Below are 17,276 nucleotides of genomic sequence, written 5' to 3'. Positions count from 1 at the left end.
CGGAACGTGTATTTTTTAAAGGAGGAATGAAACATGATTAAAAAGACATTGAAGATCAATGGTGTGGAGCGAATCCTTATTCTTGATAAGGATGAGACACTGGCTCAGGTACTTCGTGAGCATCTTCTTCTTACAGGATGTAAGATCGGTTGTGGAGAAGGTCATTGCGGAGCATGTAATGTTATTATGAACGGAAAAGTTACAAGATCCTGTATTTACAAGATGAGCCGTGTTCCGGACAATGCAGAGATCACAACAATCGAGGGTGTGGGAACAATTTCTGATATGCATCCGATACAGGTTGCATGGATGGCATATGGATGTGCACAGTGTGGTTTCTGTTCACCAGGTTTTATTATTTCAGCAAAGGTTCTTCTCGATAATAATCCGAGCCCTACCCGTGAAGAAGTGAGGGACTGGTTTAACAAGCAGCGTAATCTCTGTCGTTGTACAGGTTACAAGCCGCTTATCGATGCGACCATGGCGGCAGCAGCAGTTATGCGTGGCGAGATGACTAAAGAAGACCTCGTATTCAAGCAGACAGGTGATTCTATCGTCGGTACAAACTATATCCGTCCATCAGCAGCACAGAAAGTAACAGGTACCTGGGATTTCGGTGCAGATGATGCATTAAAGATGCCGGAGGGAACTCTTCGTCTTGCACTTACACAGGCCAAGGTTTCTCACGCAAATATTCTCAGTATCGATACAACAGAAGCAGAGAGTATGCCGGGAGTTGTTCGTGTTATTACAGCGAAGGACATTAAGGCAGCAGGCGGAACCAACAAGATCAATGGTCTTGTAATGCTTCCGAAACACAATAAGACAGACGGATTTGAGCGTCCTGTACTCTGCGACGAAAAGATCTTTCAGTTTGGTGATGCGATTGCGATCGTAGCTGCCGACACAGAAGAGCATGCACGTGCAGCAGCAGATGCAGTTAAGGTGGAGATCGAAGAACTTCCTGCATATATGAACGCAATGGATGCAATCGCACCGGATGCAGCAGAGATCCATCCTGGTACTCCAAACGCATTTTTTGAGACAAACTGTATCAAGGGACCGGACTTTGACTGGGACAGCATTCCGGATTCACAGCAGGTTGAGATCGAGTCCTACTGTTCACGCCAGCCTCATCTTCACCTTGAGCCGGACTGTGGTTATGGATATATTGATGAAGACGGTATGATAACAGTGCATTCCAAATCTATCGGTATACATCTTCATATGCCTATGATCGCAGATGGTATCGGTGTACCAATGGAAAACTTAAGACTTGTTCAGAACCATGCAGGCGGAACATTTGGTTACAAGTTCTCACCGACAAATGAGGCTCTGATTGGTGCAGCTGTTAAGATTCTGGAACGTCCGGTATCGCTGGTATTTAATCAGTTCCAGAACATTACTTATACAGGAAAGAGATCTCCTGCATTTATGAATATTAAGCTTGCAGCAGATGAAAATGGTAAACTCTTAGCACTTTGGGGTAACAACTATGTAGATCACGGTCCATATTCAGAATTTGGCGATCTGCTTACCATGAGACTTTCTCAGTTTACAGGCGCAGGTTATGGAATTAATTCTATTCGTAATAAATCAACAACCGTATTTACAAACCATGCATGGGGCTCCGCATTCCGTGCTTATGGTTCACCACAGTCTTATATGGGATCTGAGATTGCGATTGACGTGCTGGCAGCTAAGATGGGAATCGATCCGTTTGATATCCGTGAAATGAACTGCTATAAAGAATCAGAGGGCACTACCATCCCGACAGGTTATCCACCGGAGGTATATTGTGAGGAAGATTTGTTTAAGAAAGCACGTCCATTGTATGAAGCGGCGAAAAAACGTGTTGCCGAAAAGAATGCAGCTTCTGACGGAAAGATGAAATATGGTATCGGTGTATCTCTTGGAGTATACGGTTGTGGTCTTGATGGTGTTGATACATCAAATGCATTTGCAGAATTAAATCCGGATGGAACCGTTACGATGTATGCTGCATGGGAAGATCATGGACAGGGGGCTGATATGGGTGTTCTTGTATCATCTCATGAAACACTGCGTCAGGCAGGAATCAGACCGGAACAGATTAAACTGGTTATGAATGATACGAAGACATGTCCGAATGCAGGACCTGCAGGAGGATCACGCTCACAGGTTATGTCAGGTAATGCATGTCGTCTGGCTGCAGAAAATCTTGTAGCAGCAATGAAGAAAGAAGACGGAACATTCCGTACTTATGATGAGATGGTAGCAGAAGGGCTTGCAACAAAATATGAAGGTAACTGGGTAACTACATTCTGTGCAGATCATCCGATCGATCAGGATACCGCACAGGGCGATCCATTTGCAACTTATATGTATACTATCTTCCTGCCGGAAGTTGCTGTTAATACAGAAACAGGTAAAGTTACCGTTGAGAAATTTACTTGCGTAGCTGACGTAGGTACGATCATGAACAGACTTCTTGTAGAAGGTAATTTCTATGGTGGTCTTGTACAGGGTATCGGTCTTGCTCTTTCGGAAGATTTTGAAGATTTGAACCATGACACCACTTTGAAGAATTGTGGTATTCCATATCCAAAGGATGCTCCGGATGATATTGAACTTCACTTCAATGAAACATATCGTCCAAGTGGTCCTTACGGTGCGGCTGGTTGTGGTGAGGCTCCACTGGATGCTCCACATCCTGCAATCCTGAATGCAATCTTTAATGCGACAGGTGCACGTATTACACGTATCCCTGCCCGTCCGGAAAGGGTTCTTGCAGCATTAAAAGAACTTGAGAAATAAGCTTAATTCATAATGTGGTTGGAGTAAAAGCTGCCAACTGTGATATAATCAGGGGAGACGGGAAACTGCCTCCCCTTTACAGACGAAAGGAGTATCAGGTTATGACATACATACAGGAGAGGGGTTCTACTCACGTTTATCATGTAAATCGAATGTCAAAAGAAGAGATGGATCATATGATCAGTCTCTGCGTCCATGAACAGCCGGCCTATTGTGTTGCAGCCTGTCCTTTCAAAATGGATACAAAAGAGATGCTGTATTATGCTGCAAAAGGAAATTTTAAGAAAGCGTTGGCAATTTATGAGAAAATTACACCATTTCCAATGATTCTCTGTGATGGATGTACGGCACCTTGCGAAGATAATTGCAAGCTTTGTGAACTTGGTGATGGTGTCTCCATACGAGAAGTAGAACGTGCGATTGTCCGGTATGGAGAACCGGGAAGACGAAGCAGTGTATTTCGCATGAGAAAGAAGAAAAGGGCAGCAATCTTTGGTTCTGGATTATTTCCACTGTTTCTTGCAGGGGAACTGGAAAAGAAAATGTATCCTACGACAATTTATTGTAAGGAAGAAGATTATGAAAGCTATATTGCAGCGGCAGCCGGACATCTTTTGGAATCAGACCGCAGCAATGAAGCGAAACGTCTGAAATCTATGGATCTTTCTTTTGAATTTGGATGCAGTTTGAATCTTTCGTTTATCAGAGAAAAAATGGAACTGGCAGATGTGGTATGCGCATCAGAAGAAGTGGCAAAAATGTTAGCTCCGGAAGAAGCAGCAGATGTCGAGATTATGTTAAGAGAACAGGCAAAGATTGTCAGCGGACCTGCGGAATCTGTGATGGATGCGGCTTTTGCCGCAAAGCGGGCAGCTTTGACAGTGGATCTTCTGGTACAGAATTTATCGCCGCACAGCAACAGAGGCAGTGAAGGAGCAGTGACTACCAAGCTTTATACGAACATGGAAGGAATCCATGAATCGAATAAGATTTTCTGTGGTCAGGATGGGTATTCAAAAGAAGAAGCTGTAGAAGAAGCAAAACGATGTATTCAGTGTCATTGTGACGAATGCATGAAAGGCTGTGTGTATTTAAGTGAATATCAAAAACATCCGGGTTTATTAGCCCGTGAGATCTATAATAATACGCAGATTATCATGGGAGATCATCCGATGAACAAACCGATGAATGCCTGTGCCCTCTGTGGACAGTGTACGGTGATCTGTCCGAATGGATTTGATATGAGTCAGGTGTGTAAGTCAGCAAGAGAAAATATGGTATCTACAGATAAGATGCCGCTGGCGCCACATGAATTTGCACTGATGGACATGTTATTTTCAAATTCAGAGGCTTTTTTAAGCAGACCCCAGCCGGGATATGAAACTTGCAGATATGTATTTTTCCCGGGCTGTCAGGCAGGGGCGATAGCGCCGGATGTGGTTATGCAGGCATACGAAGATTTAAGTAATCGGGTAGATAGAGGTGTTGCTCTGATGCTGGGATGCTGTGGTGCAATCAGCGAATGGGCGGGCCGCTATGAAATGACAGAAAAAGTAAATGAGCAGCTGAAACAGGAACTAGCCAAGCTTGGTGATCCGATCATCATAGCAGGTTGTCCAACCTGTATGAAGCAGCTAAAAGAAAGTATTGGAGCGCATGTTATAGGAATCTGGGAAATTTTGAAAGAAATCGGACTTCCACAGCAGGCAAAAGGACTGGAGATACCGGTTGCCATACATGATGCCTGTGGTGCCAGAGGGGATGCACAGACACAAGATACGATACGACAACTTTTGTCGGATATGGGATGTATCGTTGAAGATACAGAATATTCCAGAGATTTGTCTCCATGTTGTGGATATGGAGGTCTGACGGCATATGCCAATAAAGATATGGCAGCGAAAATGACAGAAAAGTGTCTGGAACGTTCCGATGCACCATATATTACATACTGCATGGCATGCAGAGACCGATTTGCCAGAGAGGGAAGAGAATCCAGACATATCATGGAACTTCTGTATGGTGCAAATGCCAGCAACATGCCTGATATCAGTGAGAAACGCTACAACAGGCTCATATTGAAACAGACACTTTTAAAAAACATCTGGAATGAGGAACCGATCATGGAGAAAAAAGACTATACTGTTGCCTATACAGAAGAGGCAATCCATATGATGGATGAGCGCATGATACTGAAAAGTGATGTGGAACGTGTGTTATCAGATTACAGAGAAAATCGGGAAGCAATCCTGGATGAAGAAACAAAAGAACTGGTGACAAGAAGCAGACTGGGAAATGTCACATTCTGGGTGCGGTTTGTGGAAACAGAAGACGGATATCTGGTACACAGAGCATACAGTCATCGAATGAATATTATGAAAAGGGTGGGACAGTAATGGCAGTAGAAAGAACATATTATACGATTGATCCGGAAGGAAAGCTGACCTGCATGAAATGTAAGGTTCCTCTTGTAAAAGGAAAAGCAAAATTTATGTATCTGGAAAATGGGTTTCCTGTGGAAATGCCTGTCTGTCCAAAGTGTGGGTTTGTGTATGTTCCGGAAGAACTCGCACTTGGAAAAGTGCTTGCGGTGGAGCGTGCACTGGAGGATAAATAGATGAACAGGCATCCGGGAGGGGAAGCGCAGACGCTTCATCTTCTGGAGAACATAGAATGGAAAAAAGAAATGAAAGCACTGGATCTTGGAGCAGGAGAAGGAGACACGGTTCGAATCCTGAAATCATTTGGGCTGGAAGCACATGGCGTGGATCTTTTCCCACGGGGCAGTGATGTGGAAATTGGCGATTTTCTGCATTTGCAGTATTCATCAGACAGTATAGATCTTTGCATCAGCCAGTGTGCATTTTTTGTCAGCAGAGATCAGAAAAATGCACTATCTGAATGTTGGCGTGTTTTGAAAAAGGGAGGTTTTCTATTATTGTCAGATCTGGATACTGGAAATCTTTCAGAAATGGCAGAACAGACAGGATTTACCATTCTCCGGCAGGAGGATCAGACGTTACTTTGGCGGGAATATTATCTGGAAGCAATCTGGAATGATTCGTTCTGTTGCGAAGAGTATACGATTCTGCAGAAAGAATATAAAGGAAAGAAGCTGCGCTATACCATGTTGGTTGGCAGAAAGGAGTAGCACATGGATCTTTATGAAAGAATCATAGAACTTAGCAGTATGGGTTATCATTGCTCACAAATGGTTATGATTATGACACTGGAAGCCATAGGTGAGGAAAATCCACAGCTTGTAAAGGCTCTGGGAGGTCTTGGCGGTGGGATCGGTTACTGTGGAGATACCTGTGGCTGCCTGACAGGAGGAGCCTGTGCGATAGGTTTGTTCCTTGGCAATCTGGCTCCGCAGGAGAAAGAAGATATACAGATGAAACCGGCTGTGCAGGAATTATATCAGTGGTTCCATAAGAAGACCGAAGAAGAATTTGGTGCTTTTTATTGTAAGGATATCACTTCTAATTTGGATTGGGGAGTGATTATGGAGCAATGTCCTGCGCTGATTGCAGATACTTATACGAAAGTGATAGAAATACTGACAGAACGGGGAATATTGGAACTATGATTACGCTGGGTAAAACAAAAAGTGTATGCCCGATATGTATGAAAGTACTTACGGCAAAAAAATGTATTGGTGAAGATGGCATTTATCTGGTGAAAGAATGTGATATCCACGGAAAGTTTCAGACACTGATCTGGGAAGGAACGGCAGCAGAGTATCTTTCCTGGGGAAGAGAAAACCTGTCTGCGGAGACTCCGGTAAATCCCAAAATCAAAGAGAAATCCTGCCCGGATAATTGTGGACTCTGTGAGGAGCACGAACGAAAAGGCTGTTGTATGATACTGGAAGTGACAAAGCGCTGCAATATGCACTGCCCGGTCTGCTTTGCTTCGGCAGGAGAATGTCTGGAAAACGGTGATCTTTCAATTGATGAAATAGAAAAGCAATATGATTTTCTGATGGATCATGGAGGACCATTCAATATTCAGCTCTCAGGTGGAGAACCAACCATGCGGGAGGATCTTCCGGAGATCATACATATGGGTAGAGAAAAAGGGTTTACATTTTTTCAATTGAATACCAATGGAATCCGTCTTGCGCAGGAAGCAGGATATGCCAGAAAACTAAAAAAAGCAGGACTGAATACAGTATTTCTTCAGTTTGACGGTGTCACAGATGATGTGTATCAGACATTGCGCGGACGCTCTATGATAGAACTGAAAGAAAAGGCTGTGTTAAACTGTTCGGAAGCGGAACTGGGAATTGCCCTGGTACCTGTCATTGCGCCAGGAGTAAATGACATGCAGGTTGGAGATATTCTGAAGTTTGCGATGGATTATATGCCATTTGTAAGAGGAGTACATTTCCAGCCGATCAGCTATTTTGGCAGATGTTCTCAGCAGCGTCCACAAGCTCCGATTACCATACCAAAGATGTTGAAGCTGATCGAGGAACAGACTGACGGGCTTATGAAAAGCAAGGATTTCGCCGGTGGTGGAGCAGAGAATCCATACTGTTCTTTTCATGCAAGTTATCTGAAAAAAGGTGAGAGGGAACTGAAACTTTTGGAAAAGAAATCAGGCAGAGGATGTTGTTGTACTACCAGCGATAATTCCAGACAGTATGTGGAAAATCAGTGGAGCTATAGCACAAAAAAATTTGATGATGGAGAAATGACACAGACAGATGCGCTGGATGAATTCCTGATCCGGGTTCATAATGAAACTTTTGCAGTATCAGGGATGATTTTTCAGGATGCATGGAATCTGGATCTTGAACGTCTGAAAAGATGTTATATCTGCGAGGTGGATTCTGATTATGGAATGGTGCCGTTTTGTGCATATAATCTGACGAATTCGAAAGGAATATATTTATACAGAAAGTGAAACGATCGAATATAGATGCAATGATCTGTAAGCAGGAAGGTATTACAGAGATTACAAGAGATGAAATACACAGAATACAGCTGGAGAAATTAAATATTGTACTGAAGAGAGAGAAAGAACGAGAGGGTTTTTACCGAGATTTGCCGGAAAGACTGGAAAGCCTGATAGATTTGAGAAGCCTTCCTTTTACGACAGAAACAGATCTGGCACGAGATGGAGGCAGGATGCTGCTTTGCTCCCAGGGGGAAGTACAGAAAGTGATATCAGAACAGACAAGCGGAACTACCGGTGCCGGTAAACGTGTATTCTATACAGAGGGAGACTGTGAACACACCATAGAACTTTTTATGGCAGGTCTGGGTGAATTTATTTATCCTGGAAGTATAACGATGGTGGCTATGCCATTTTCAGGTCCTTTTGGATTAGGAGAACTGATCGCGGAGGCAATCAGACGTCTGGGAGCAAAACCTCTTTCAACCGGGACAGGAAGAACTTATGGCGAACTGAACAGGATTCTGGAAGAGGAGCAGCCGGATACGTATGTGGGAATGCCGACGGCATTGCTGTCCATGCTTCGAATGTGCGGAAAAGGCAGTATAAAAAGAGCACTGGTATCCGGAGATGCCTGTCCGAAAACTGTCATGAAAGCAATCGAAGAAATTCTGCAAACACGACTTTGGCCGCACTATGGTTCCAGAGAGATGGGGCTTGGAGGTGCCATTTGCTGCACGGCGCATGAGGGCATGCATATGCGGGAAAACCATTGTATTACAGAGATTATAGATGAGAACGGAAATGTGCTGCCGGACGGTAAATGGGGAGAACTGGTGATTACAACCATTGGAATGGAAGCACAGCCGTTGATTCGATATCGAACCGGTGACTGGTCAAGGATCATTCCAGGAAGATGCCTCTGTGGAAGTGAAATAAAACGCCTGGACTTTGTAAAGCGGATGGATCCATTGGGAAGTATCAGAGAGATGGATGAATTACTGTTTGAGATTCCGGAACTGGTAGATTATTGTGTGAAAATTGTAGATGGAAAAAAGGAAATTACAGCGCTTTTTACATCGGACAATGGAGAAGAACGAATCAGGAGTGTTTTGGAAGAGAAGGATATTCGTTCATGGAACTGCAAAAAAGCAAAGTGGGAAGATGGGGCGCTGTATCCTGGCAAACGAGTTACAAGGCAGTGATTTCGTGGTATCATGGAATCACTGCCTTGCCTGTTATTCAGGATAGTATGGACAATCTTCCTGGATACATTCGCGATTATCTTCGCAGTATTTACACGTTATAGAAGACAACGGAATGTTTACAGAACAAAACTGACTGTAAAAATGAACGGCTTCTTCAATGGCAATTCTGCTGGTACGTTTGCAGCAGCGAGGTCCACCAACATCTGCCAGTCTGGATAAAATAATGGAAACAAGTTTTTGAGGAAACGGCCATGCATCTTTGTGAAGTGGACTGGATCCAGTCATAACGGACATGAAAATACCGGCTCCGGCAGCAGCTCCACAGACACCCCAGTAACCACAGGTACCGCCCGGAACCTGCTTCGCTCTTTTACAGATTTCAGATAGTGCAGCATCGTAATCCATATGTTCTCCATTATTGCGAAACGCTGTCAGAAGAACACATGGGACAATTGCATGATGCTCCGGTCCATGCATATGTACAGATGGAAGATCCATAATTTTTTCCAGAAGAAGCAAAGCATCTTTTTCTGTACTGTCTCTGAGTGTTGTGATTACCGGAGCATATGTGCCATAGCTGTGACAGGCATCACAGATAAAGTGACCATTTTCACAGACCGCATTGGTTAATTGCTCTTTATGGCAGATGCTGCACGTCTGAATAGAGCTTTCAGCACGATACGTAATAGAAGCACCACAAATCAGACATCCGGAAAAATGTTCCGCTTCACCACAACAACAGGAATTATTCGTATGATCCATTTGATTCACCTCCGGAGAATTTATTTTAATAGTGTTAACGATGTAAAAAGTATAACATAAAATGAAAAAGTAATGATAAAGTATCTTGACAATCATGTTACTTTGGGTATATGATTTGATCCAATAAAGGGGAGTAACCTGCGCTTAACAAATTGCGTTTGTGATGTTGTCAGTACGGTGGAAGCATCCGGTATCATAAGGAAATGGTGAGACTTTTATTGCATTTTTTATTATGCAATGAAGGTCTTTTTTTTATATTTTTTTCAAAGAGGTCTTTCATTGCATAAGAAATTCAGGTAGTAAATACTTAGAAACGATGAGGCGGAAGTGATGAAGGAAATTTATCAGCAGACGGTAGAAGAGGTTCTTGAAAGGGTGAATGGCAAGAAATCTGGGCTTACAAGTGAACAGGTGAAAAGATCCAGAGAAAAGTGTGGGTGGAATGAACTTACAGAAGGAAAGAAGAAAGGTATCCTGCAGATTTTCTTTGAAGGAGCTGTCTATTTCCCGACAGCTCCTTTTCTTGTATTCATTCGGCTGATACAAAGCGACAAAGCCGGCACAATATCATAAGTAATATATAAAACTCTGATGTACATGTGATTAAAAAGAATCAATCATATGCATTAGCCGCTCATGAAAAATATCTCTTTCTTCGTAAACTTTTTTCTAACTCTTTTTCAGTAAACAATGCATAGGCGCTATCAGGAACAGTTGTTAATCCATCACAGGTAAATGGTATACGTCGCCCACCTCTGAAAATGGCTGCTTCCCAGTACTTTTTTCTAAAATATTTAATTATTCCCATGTAGTACCATCTCTTTCCCATATTTGTTATTGACGTTCTGGCAAATAAAATACTTCTGTTCTTACTATATTATCATCAAAATCCGCAAGTCAAATTCCAGTTTGGAGAATTGAAAAAATGGAATTTACCTATTAAGACATATAAACTCTTGACAATAAAGCTCCTATATAGTATGTTTTTAATAAACTACTATATAGGAGCTTTTGCATGGAAATGAATGGAGGATTTCTTGTCACAAAAATAAAACAGCTTGGAGACCGGATTTTTGAGAAGATTCTCAGTGAAAAGAATATTGATGCGTTTAATGGAGCCCAGGGACGTATTCTTTATGTGCTGTGGCAGGAGGATGGTATCTCAATCAGGTCACTTTCGACTAAATGCGGATTAGCGATAACATCTCTTACTACGATGCTGGAAAGAATGGAAAATCAAGGGCTGATAAGCCGTGTTCAGTCTGAAACGGACAAAAGGAAAACGCTCCTGTTTCTGACTGAGAAAGCACATGCCTTAAAGGGCGAGTACGATTCTGTATCTGATGAGATGGGCAGTATTTATTACAAAGGTTTTTCTGAGGAAGAAATTACCCGGTTTGAGGAATGCCTCGACCGCATCAGAAAGAATCTTGAGGAGTGGCAGAAGTCATGAGTATTTGTATCAAAGATCAGATTCAGAACATGAATATCGTCATTGGCTGCACAGTGGGGTGTGCATATTGCTATGCCCGCAACAACGTGAAACGCTGGCATATGATTGATGACTTCGCTAACCCTGAATTCTTTCCGGGTAAGCTCAAGATGATGGAAAAGAAACGTCCGCAGAACTTTCTTCTTACCGGCATGAGCGATCTCTCCGGATGGAAGCCGGAATGGAGAGACGAGGTATTTGCAAAGATCCATGAAAATCCACAGCATCAGTTCCTGTTCCTTACCAAGCGACCTGATTTGCTGGATTTTGATACCGATCTGGAAAACGCATGGTTTGGCGTTACGGTGACGAGGAAAGCAGAACTGTGGCGTATCGACGCCCTTCGGAAAAACGTCAGAGCAAAACATTACCATGTTACCTTTGAGCCGTTATTCGATGATCCCTGCACAGTTGACCTTTCCGGAATCAATTGGATCGTTGTCGGCACCATGACCGGAGCTCAGAGCAGGAAGATTCATACGGAGCCGGAATGGGCATGGTCTCTGACGGACCAGGCACATAAGCTCGGCATTCCGGTGTTTATGAAGGAAGACCTTGTCCCTATCATAGGGGATGAAAATATGATTCAGGAAATGCCGGAAGAATTTAATAAAGTGTTAGAGGTACAGAAATCATGGAAGAAGTAATAAATGGAATCCTCATTCGTGAGGTGGAAACAAAGAACATCATGACCAAGTCCAGTCTGCCGGTAGGCGGTTACTCGGTCAATCCCTATGTGGGCTGTACACATGCCTGCAAGTATTGCTATGCTTCTTTTATGAAGCGCTTTACCGGGCACAAGGAGGAATGGGGAACTTTCCTTGATGTGAAGCATTGGCCGGAAATAAAAAATCCGAAGAAATATGCCGGACAGAGGTTGGTCATCGGTTCTGTGACAGATGGCTACAATCCACAGGAGGAGCAATTCGGGAATACCAGAAAACTTCTGGAGCAGCTGATCGGCAGTGACGCAGATATTCTGATCTGCACAAAGTCGGATCTTGTGGTACGGGATATTGATCTGTTGAAGAAGTTTGGACGTGTAACCGTTTCATGGTCGATCAACACACTAGATGAAAATTTCAAGAACGATATGGATTCTGCTTCGAGCATTGAGCACCGTATCGCTGCTATGAAGCAGGTATATGAGGCAGGTATCCGTACAGTCTGTTTCGTATCCCCGGTATTCCCCGGTATCACGGATTTTGAAGCAATCTTTGAGCGGGTAAAGGATCAGTGCGATCTGTTCTGGCTTGAAAATCTCAATCTTCGAGGCGGTTTCAAAAAGACAATTATGGATTATATCGCCGGAAAATATCCTGATCTTGTACCACTTTACGACGAGATTTATAACAAGCATAACCGCAGCTACTTTGAAGCACTTGAAGTAAAAGCTGAGAAAATGGCTAAGAAGTATGATTGTGCCTTTGTGGATAATGAAATGCCTTATGGCAGAGTCCCGCAGGGACATCCGGTGATCGTAGATTATTTCTATCATGAGGAAATCCGTGGGACAGAGAATACCGGAAAAAGAAATCGCTAACTTCCAGTTGTGCGCCCAGCTAAGGGTGTGTAGTCAAGCCGGTGGGATTCCGGTTTATCCAAGGTTTAGCCAACCAGATAATAGCGAGTCTTGGGACGATGCCGGTAACGGCATCTGACAAGCGTAGACAGCAAGAAAGCAGGGTTGAATAGTGATTGAGCTTCGAAACGTTAACTTCAGTCGGTCGACGTCTTAACTGGTGCGGAAGACAATATCATATAATGCGATATGGCGAGTGTTATGTGGCACTGCGGAGTCAGAGAACCAATCATGTTTTACATTATGAATACACATCAACTGGGGAGAACCTGCCATTTCTCGAAGAAGAGTATGAAGTTGCAACTGAAAACGGAGGATTTCAAATGAATGGTAGGTGGTCGGACAATCCCATAGTACTGTGGAAATCGGGCAATGCCGATGGAGGGAAGGGGATTGCATAGTAAAGGTCTTACTGAGGACACATTATCCGTACTCAGGGACGGAGGAAATAATGGAAACGAAATTAGTGAGAATAGCTGAGATATCGGCAACATCAAAACATCCTATATTTACATCAGTGTACCACTTGATAAATGAAGATATGCTAAAGCAATGCCATAAGGAATTAGATGGGAACAAAGCAGTCGGAATTGACAAGGTAACTAAGGATGAGTATGGGAAGAACCTTGATAGAAATATCAAGGAACTGGTACAGAGGTTGAAAAACAAATCCTTTAAGCCACTTCCGTCACTGAGGGTATATATACCTAAAGGAAATGGAAAGAAACGACCATTAGGGATTGCTTCCTATGAAGATAAGATTGTACAAATGGCAGTGAAGAAAATACTGGGAGCTATTTATGAACCGAGATTCCTAAACTGCATGTATGGATTCAGACCGAATAGGGGGTGTCACGAAGCAATAAAAGAAGTATACCAACGGATAAGCTATGGAAAAATCAGCTATATCGTAGATGCCGATATCAAAGGTTTCTTTGACCATATCGACCATGATTGGATGATGAAGTTCCTTGAATGGAATATACAGGATAAGAACTTATTGTGGCTAATACGTAAATACCTTAAAGCAGGAATAATGGAGCAAGGAAAATTCGAGCCAACAGAGGAAGGTTCGGCACAAGGCTCAGTAATGAGTCCGATGCTTGCAAATATATACATGCATCATGTGCTGACGCTGTGGTTTAAGCTGGTGGTGCAAAGGGAAATGCAGGGAGAGTGTTTTCTCGTCAACTTTGCGGATGATTTTGTTGCAGGATTTCAATATAAGTCAGAAGCTGAAAGATACTATAAAGAGTTAAAGGAACGAATGGAAAAGTTTGGACTGGAGCTGGAAAGTAGTAAAAGCAGACTGATTGAATTTGGGAGATTTGCAGAGCAGAATCGTAGAGCAAGAGGAGAATGTAAGCCTGAAACATTTGATTTTCTAGGGTTTACCTTCTACTGTAGCAAAACTCGAAAGGGAGGTTTCGTGCCAAAGGTACAGACTTCAAGAAAGAAGTTTGAGCAAAAGGTTAGAGCATACAAGAACTGGATTTACGATAATCGAAATCGACCAATGCGAGAAATAATTAAAGAGTTGAACGTAAAACTAATTGGACACTATCGGTATTATGGTGTTACATGGAATTTTCGGAAGATAACAACATTCCTGCATAGAGTACAACAGTTTCTATTCAAAGCCATGAATCGGAGAGGTTGTAGACGGGCATACACATGGAATGGATTTGTGGAAATGCTCAAGTACTACCCGTTAGCAAAACCTAAAACGTACTATTGTTTATATTGAAGCAAATGTTACTATGAGGAGCCGTATGCGGGAAAGCCGCACGTACGGATCTGTGAGGGGCTAAGATTGAGAGGTCTTAGTCTACTCGACTGTATATATCTTTTAAAAGGTATATGATTAAGAAAAACGGCAGGAGGTATCTGAATGAAATCACATAAATATTGGTCTATCGGTGCACTGATTACAATGCTTGGAACTTTTTATACAGGTTATAAGGGATCAAAAGAAGGCCATAAGTACTTTGCAGCAAGTTCTTTGCTTTGCATGATTATGGCTATTTATACAGGACACAAGATGATTTCTGGTAAAAGTAGGAAGAAAAAAGAAGTTTCAGTAGAGAGTGTTGAAGATTAAAAAACAAAATATTTTAATAAATAACGCCGGTGCGGGATTTTTGATATCCAGTACTGGCGTTATTTATTCTACAGGGGCTTGGGGGGGGAGCCACCAAATAGTCAGTTCGCATTCCTTGTCAAAAGACATCGGATCACAGTTCAGTACATCCATATAAAACTCTTTTCGTAGGATGCTTTGTCTGAATTCATCTGCAATCTCCGTCATAATAAAAATATCTCCATCATTTCAAAAGAGAATGCTGGAGATATTTCGCCTTGCTTATTCTTGTAGTAACCAATCGACTATATCGTGAATTACGATTCCTTCATAGCTATATTGGGGATGTTTGGTTCTAGCAATAATCATTTTCGGATAAGCATCTCGAATCTGAAGCCGAGGAAAGCATTCTCTCTCAAATGTTTCCTGCCCGGAAATGTTGTCGCTGATCTGAATATAAAACTTCTCGTTGCTTCTCTGAGCAACAAAGTCGATTTCCTTTTGATAGAGCTTGCCGACATAAACATTATATGAAAATAGATCATACGCTCTGTTTTTTGCAATATTTTATCTTGCGAATTTATCATTGTAACGAATATGCATATCTTCCCAATCCATGAACAATACATAAAATACTTTCCCGTATTGCGGGCTCTCTACAATTCTTCCATGATCAAGAACAGAAAAATAAGTTCCGTCAGCTTTTCGAAGATGAAAGTGAATATAGTCATTTTCATTGCCGTTGTCAATCTGTTCCCAGATACTTGATTCTATCTGTTGCTGTTCATCTTCACGAATCAAGTTGCGAAAACTTTTCTCAGTAAGTCTGAACAGTTCATCTATATCTTTATATCCGGACATATGAAGAAATTCATCATTTGCAAAAATTAGTTCATCATCTTCTTTGTCTGCTCTGTATATGATGAATGCACCTGGAAGATGTTCAGAGATATCCTTGAATGCGAATCCAAGTTGTTTGCGGGCACCTGACTGAAGTCCTTCTCTGTAGACCATACATCCATTTTTTCCATGAAGCTTTATTTCATAAAGAGCGGCATCTGCGCAGCGCATGAGTTGTGAACGATTGGATGCAAATGTTGGATATTCTGCATATCCTAGAGAAATATAAAATGCATGTTCCTTACCATGGTATGAGAATGATTTAGGAAGTTTGGTGAATTTCTGCAGCTGTATATCTGCTTCTGCAAAGGTACAATTTGGTAAAAGAATGCAGAATTCGTCACCACCATTTCTTCCAAGTAATGCATCGGATGGGAAAAAAGTCTTCATGCTGTCTGCAAGATTCTTTAGTGCCCTGTCTCCGTAATTATGTCCATAGATATCATTAATAAACTTGAAATCATCGATATCAAGGAGCGCAGCCACAAAATGTGCTTTTGGATTTTTTTGAATCATTTTTTCTGCAAATTCATCAAATCCATAGCGGTTATAAATATTTGTAAGAGAATCTGTGTGCGCCAGTATCTGAAACTTTTTCTTATGTTCTTTTGCTACTAACCATACTCTGGTAAGAATTGACAGGAGAAGGCTTATTGTAAGAAAAATTCCGATGATGATTATCAGTAATGTGGCATTTCTCCATCCACTTTTAGGAGTTACTTCAAATTTCCAGTTTTCGTCTCCTATTGTAAATGTATAAGAAACAGGACGATTTATTTGCCCATCTGATTGATAAACCACTTTATAAGTATCACTCCATGGAGCGTCTGTTTTTGAAATTTTGTATTCGTATCCAAAATTTGAAAGTGCACTGATTGAATCTGAAAAAATATTCGGAACACGCAGGATAACAATAGTAAATCCCCAGAAATACTCATGTCCGTTTTTATCTTTCAGGTATATGGGATTACGGATTGCAATTCCATATCCTCCCTGTTTTAATTTGAAGGGGCCCTGCGTAATGATTGTATGGTTGTCTCTTGCGTAACAGGAAATTTTTCCGCGGTCTTTATCATGGATCAAATCAATCTTACCTGCCTCATTTTCATTAGCCGGATAAATATCTGTAACAACACCATTAGGAGCGAGCTGTACACTTTCAATAGAATCAGACATAAGATTTCCTGCAATTGTTTCAAACTGACGGATTTCGCCATCTTCACTTATTAAGATTTGCTTCAAGGTATCTGTGATCTCAATTCCATTTGTAATTTCATTCTTTATTTGTTCGCCATAGGTGGCCACGTTTAATTGTGCTGTTATGTGTCTCTGCTCTTTTTCGTGGGTGTCTGTTTTGTATACAATCAAACTAATAAGGCATATGCCCAGTAAAAAAGTGATAAGAGGCACAAGTGTTTTCTTTTTCACTTGGTTTACCTCATTTTGTCCATGGGAATTATTATAATAAAGCATTATATCACAGAAGTTGAAAAACAGAATAAGTTTTATGAAAAAAACGAACTGTGCAAAATCTTTATACATCTATGACAGAAG

At 41.9% G+C, this 17,276-nt stretch carries 16 protein-coding genes and 1 pseudogene; 13 read left to right on the top strand and 4 right to left on the bottom strand.

Annotated features, from left to right (window positions below):
- Window positions 1–33 precede the first annotated feature (33 nt).
- From CCC17_RS04905 to CCC17_RS04875, 7 genes are all read left to right on the top strand, one after another.
- Window positions 34–2,796 (top strand): molybdopterin-dependent aldehyde oxidoreductase, encoded by a 2,763-nt coding sequence (locus CCC17_RS04905; RefSeq protein ID WP_015526496.1) that lies wholly within the window; start codon window positions 34–36, stop codon window positions 2,794–2,796.
- A 101-nt stretch (window positions 2,797–2,897) separates the two neighbouring features.
- On the top strand, window positions 2,898–5,192 hold the full coding sequence (locus tag CCC17_RS04900) for a pyridine nucleotide-disulfide oxidoreductase/dicluster-binding protein (protein WP_015526495.1): 2,295 nt from the start codon (window positions 2,898–2,900) through the stop codon (window positions 5,190–5,192).
- Window positions 5,192–5,413, top strand: coding sequence for a DVU_1557 family redox protein (locus CCC17_RS04895; RefSeq protein WP_005427475.1), 222 nt, complete (start codon window positions 5,192–5,194; stop codon window positions 5,411–5,413). Before CCC17_RS04900 ends, CCC17_RS04895 begins: the two co-directional genes overlap by 1 nt.
- Window positions 5,414–5,947 (top strand): class I SAM-dependent methyltransferase, encoded by a 534-nt coding sequence (locus CCC17_RS04890; RefSeq protein WP_015526494.1) that lies wholly within the window; start codon window positions 5,414–5,416, stop codon window positions 5,945–5,947.
- Between the two features lie 3 nt (window positions 5,948–5,950).
- The gene (locus CCC17_RS04885) at window positions 5,951–6,385 is read left to right on the top strand and encodes a DVU_1555 family C-GCAxxG-C-C protein (RefSeq protein WP_021650124.1); all 435 of its coding nucleotides are present in this window, start codon (window positions 5,951–5,953) and stop codon (window positions 6,383–6,385) included.
- On the top strand, window positions 6,382–7,707 hold the full coding sequence (gene trsS, locus CCC17_RS04880) for a radical SAM (seleno)protein TrsS (protein WP_015526492.1): 1,326 nt from the start codon (window positions 6,382–6,384) through the stop codon (window positions 7,705–7,707). Before CCC17_RS04885 ends, trsS begins: the two co-directional genes overlap by 4 nt.
- 20 nt (window positions 7,708–7,727) lie before the next feature.
- Complete coding sequence (locus CCC17_RS04875; protein ID WP_015526491.1) at window positions 7,728–8,903, top strand: DVU_1553 family AMP-dependent CoA ligase; 1,176 nt, start codon at window positions 7,728–7,730, stop codon at window positions 8,901–8,903.
- A gap of 33 nt (window positions 8,904–8,936) precedes the next feature.
- Here the strand turns inward: CCC17_RS04875 and CCC17_RS04870 are convergent, their stop codons facing one another.
- The gene (locus CCC17_RS04870; protein ID WP_015526490.1) at window positions 8,937–9,668 is read right to left on the bottom strand and encodes a DUF5714 domain-containing protein; all 732 of its coding nucleotides are present in this window, start codon (window positions 9,666–9,668) and stop codon (window positions 8,937–8,939) included.
- A 330-nt stretch (window positions 9,669–9,998) separates the two neighbouring features.
- On the opposite strand from CCC17_RS04870, the gene CCC17_RS04865 reads away from it, so the two are divergent.
- Window positions 9,999–10,241, top strand: a complete 243-nt coding sequence (locus CCC17_RS04865) for a cation-transporting P-type ATPase (RefSeq protein WP_015526489.1) — start codon at window positions 9,999–10,001, stop codon at window positions 10,239–10,241.
- A 61-nt stretch (window positions 10,242–10,302) separates the two neighbouring features.
- Here the strand turns inward: CCC17_RS04865 and CCC17_RS04860 are convergent, their stop codons facing one another.
- Window positions 10,303–10,476, bottom strand: coding sequence for a hypothetical protein (locus tag CCC17_RS04860; protein ID WP_015526488.1), 174 nt, complete (start codon window positions 10,474–10,476; stop codon window positions 10,303–10,305).
- A 207-nt stretch (window positions 10,477–10,683) separates the two neighbouring features.
- On the opposite strand from CCC17_RS04860, the gene CCC17_RS04855 reads away from it, so the two are divergent.
- The 5 genes from CCC17_RS04855 (at window position 10,684) to CCC17_RS04835 (ending at window position 14,843) form a co-directional block, all read left to right on the top strand.
- Window positions 10,684–11,121, top strand: coding sequence for a radical SAM mobile pair system MarR family transcriptional regulator (locus CCC17_RS04855; RefSeq protein ID WP_004853467.1), 438 nt, complete (start codon window positions 10,684–10,686; stop codon window positions 11,119–11,121).
- A complete protein-coding gene (locus CCC17_RS04850; RefSeq protein ID WP_015526487.1) occupies window positions 11,118–11,807 on the top strand; it encodes a radical SAM mobile pair protein A in 690 nt (229 codons plus the stop codon). The genes CCC17_RS04855 and CCC17_RS04850 overlap by 4 nt, the downstream gene beginning before the upstream one ends.
- Window positions 11,795–12,703: a radical SAM mobile pair protein B gene (locus CCC17_RS04845; RefSeq protein WP_015526486.1), complete on the top strand. Its 909-nt coding sequence runs from the start codon at window positions 11,795–11,797 to the stop codon at window positions 12,701–12,703. Before CCC17_RS04850 ends, CCC17_RS04845 begins: the two co-directional genes overlap by 13 nt.
- Window positions 12,704–13,193: 490 nt before the next feature.
- On the top strand, window positions 13,194–14,489 hold the full coding sequence (gene ltrA / locus CCC17_RS04840) for a group II intron reverse transcriptase/maturase (RefSeq protein ID WP_155177828.1): 1,296 nt from the start codon (window positions 13,194–13,196) through the stop codon (window positions 14,487–14,489).
- Window positions 14,490–14,633: 144 nt separating this feature from the next.
- Window positions 14,634–14,843, top strand: coding sequence for a DUF6219 family protein (locus CCC17_RS04835; RefSeq protein ID WP_008392833.1), 210 nt, complete (start codon window positions 14,634–14,636; stop codon window positions 14,841–14,843).
- A gap of 261 nt (window positions 14,844–15,104) precedes the next feature.
- On the opposite strand, the pseudogene CCC17_RS04830 reads toward CCC17_RS04835, so the two are convergent.
- Window positions 15,105–15,353, bottom strand: a pseudogene (locus CCC17_RS04830) (ATPase); the annotation flags it as partial.
- Between the two features lie 36 nt (window positions 15,354–15,389).
- Window positions 15,390–17,195 (bottom strand): diguanylate cyclase domain-containing protein, encoded by a 1,806-nt coding sequence (locus CCC17_RS04825; RefSeq protein WP_192925814.1) that lies wholly within the window; start codon window positions 17,193–17,195, stop codon window positions 15,390–15,392.
- Window positions 17,196–17,276 lie beyond the last annotated feature (81 nt).

Source organism: Blautia sp. LMAG:36, from assembly GCF_008680535.1.
Lineage (GTDB): Bacteria > Bacillota > Clostridia > Lachnospirales > Lachnospiraceae > Blautia_A > Blautia_A fusiformis.
The sequence above is the reverse complement of the archived record's forward strand: the minus strand, read 5'-3'. Positions and strand labels throughout refer to the sequence as shown.

Excerpts from the sequence above, each read along its gene's own strand:
- trsS (WP_015526492.1), top strand. The coding sequence starts at position 6,382 with ATGATTACGCTGGGTAAAACAAAAAGTGTATGCCCGATATGTATGAAA.
- CCC17_RS04865 (WP_015526489.1), top strand. The coding sequence starts at position 9,999 with ATGAAGGAAATTTATCAGCAGACGGTAGAAGAGGTTCTTGAAAGGGTG.
- CCC17_RS04845 (WP_015526486.1), top strand. The coding sequence starts at position 11,795 with ATGGAAGAAGTAATAAATGGAATCCTCATTCGTGAGGTGGAAACAAAG.
- CCC17_RS04835 (WP_008392833.1), top strand. The coding sequence starts at position 14,634 with ATGAAATCACATAAATATTGGTCTATCGGTGCACTGATTACAATGCTT.
- CCC17_RS04860 (WP_015526488.1), bottom strand. The coding sequence starts at position 10,476 with ATGGGAATAATTAAATATTTTAGAAAAAAGTACTGGGAAGCAGCCATT.
- ltrA (WP_155177828.1), top strand. The coding sequence starts at position 13,194 with ATGGAAACGAAATTAGTGAGAATAGCTGAGATATCGGCAACATCAAAA.
- CCC17_RS04890 (WP_015526494.1), top strand. The coding sequence starts at position 5,414 with ATGAACAGGCATCCGGGAGGGGAAGCGCAGACGCTTCATCTTCTGGAG.
- CCC17_RS04870 (WP_015526490.1), bottom strand. The coding sequence starts at position 9,668 with ATGGATCATACGAATAATTCCTGTTGTTGTGGTGAAGCGGAACATTTT.
- CCC17_RS04900 (WP_015526495.1), top strand. The coding sequence starts at position 2,898 with ATGACATACATACAGGAGAGGGGTTCTACTCACGTTTATCATGTAAAT.
- CCC17_RS04855 (WP_004853467.1), top strand. The coding sequence starts at position 10,684 with ATGGAAATGAATGGAGGATTTCTTGTCACAAAAATAAAACAGCTTGGA.
- CCC17_RS04875 (WP_015526491.1), top strand. The coding sequence starts at position 7,728 with ATGATCTGTAAGCAGGAAGGTATTACAGAGATTACAAGAGATGAAATA.
- CCC17_RS04895 (WP_005427475.1), top strand. The coding sequence starts at position 5,192 with ATGGCAGTAGAAAGAACATATTATACGATTGATCCGGAAGGAAAGCTG.
- CCC17_RS04850 (WP_015526487.1), top strand. The coding sequence starts at position 11,118 with ATGAGTATTTGTATCAAAGATCAGATTCAGAACATGAATATCGTCATT.
- CCC17_RS04905 (WP_015526496.1), top strand. The coding sequence starts at position 34 with ATGATTAAAAAGACATTGAAGATCAATGGTGTGGAGCGAATCCTTATT.
- CCC17_RS04825 (WP_192925814.1), bottom strand. The coding sequence starts at position 17,195 with ATGCTTTATTATAATAATTCCCATGGACAAAATGAGGTAAACCAAGTG.
- CCC17_RS04885 (WP_021650124.1), top strand. The coding sequence starts at position 5,951 with ATGGATCTTTATGAAAGAATCATAGAACTTAGCAGTATGGGTTATCAT.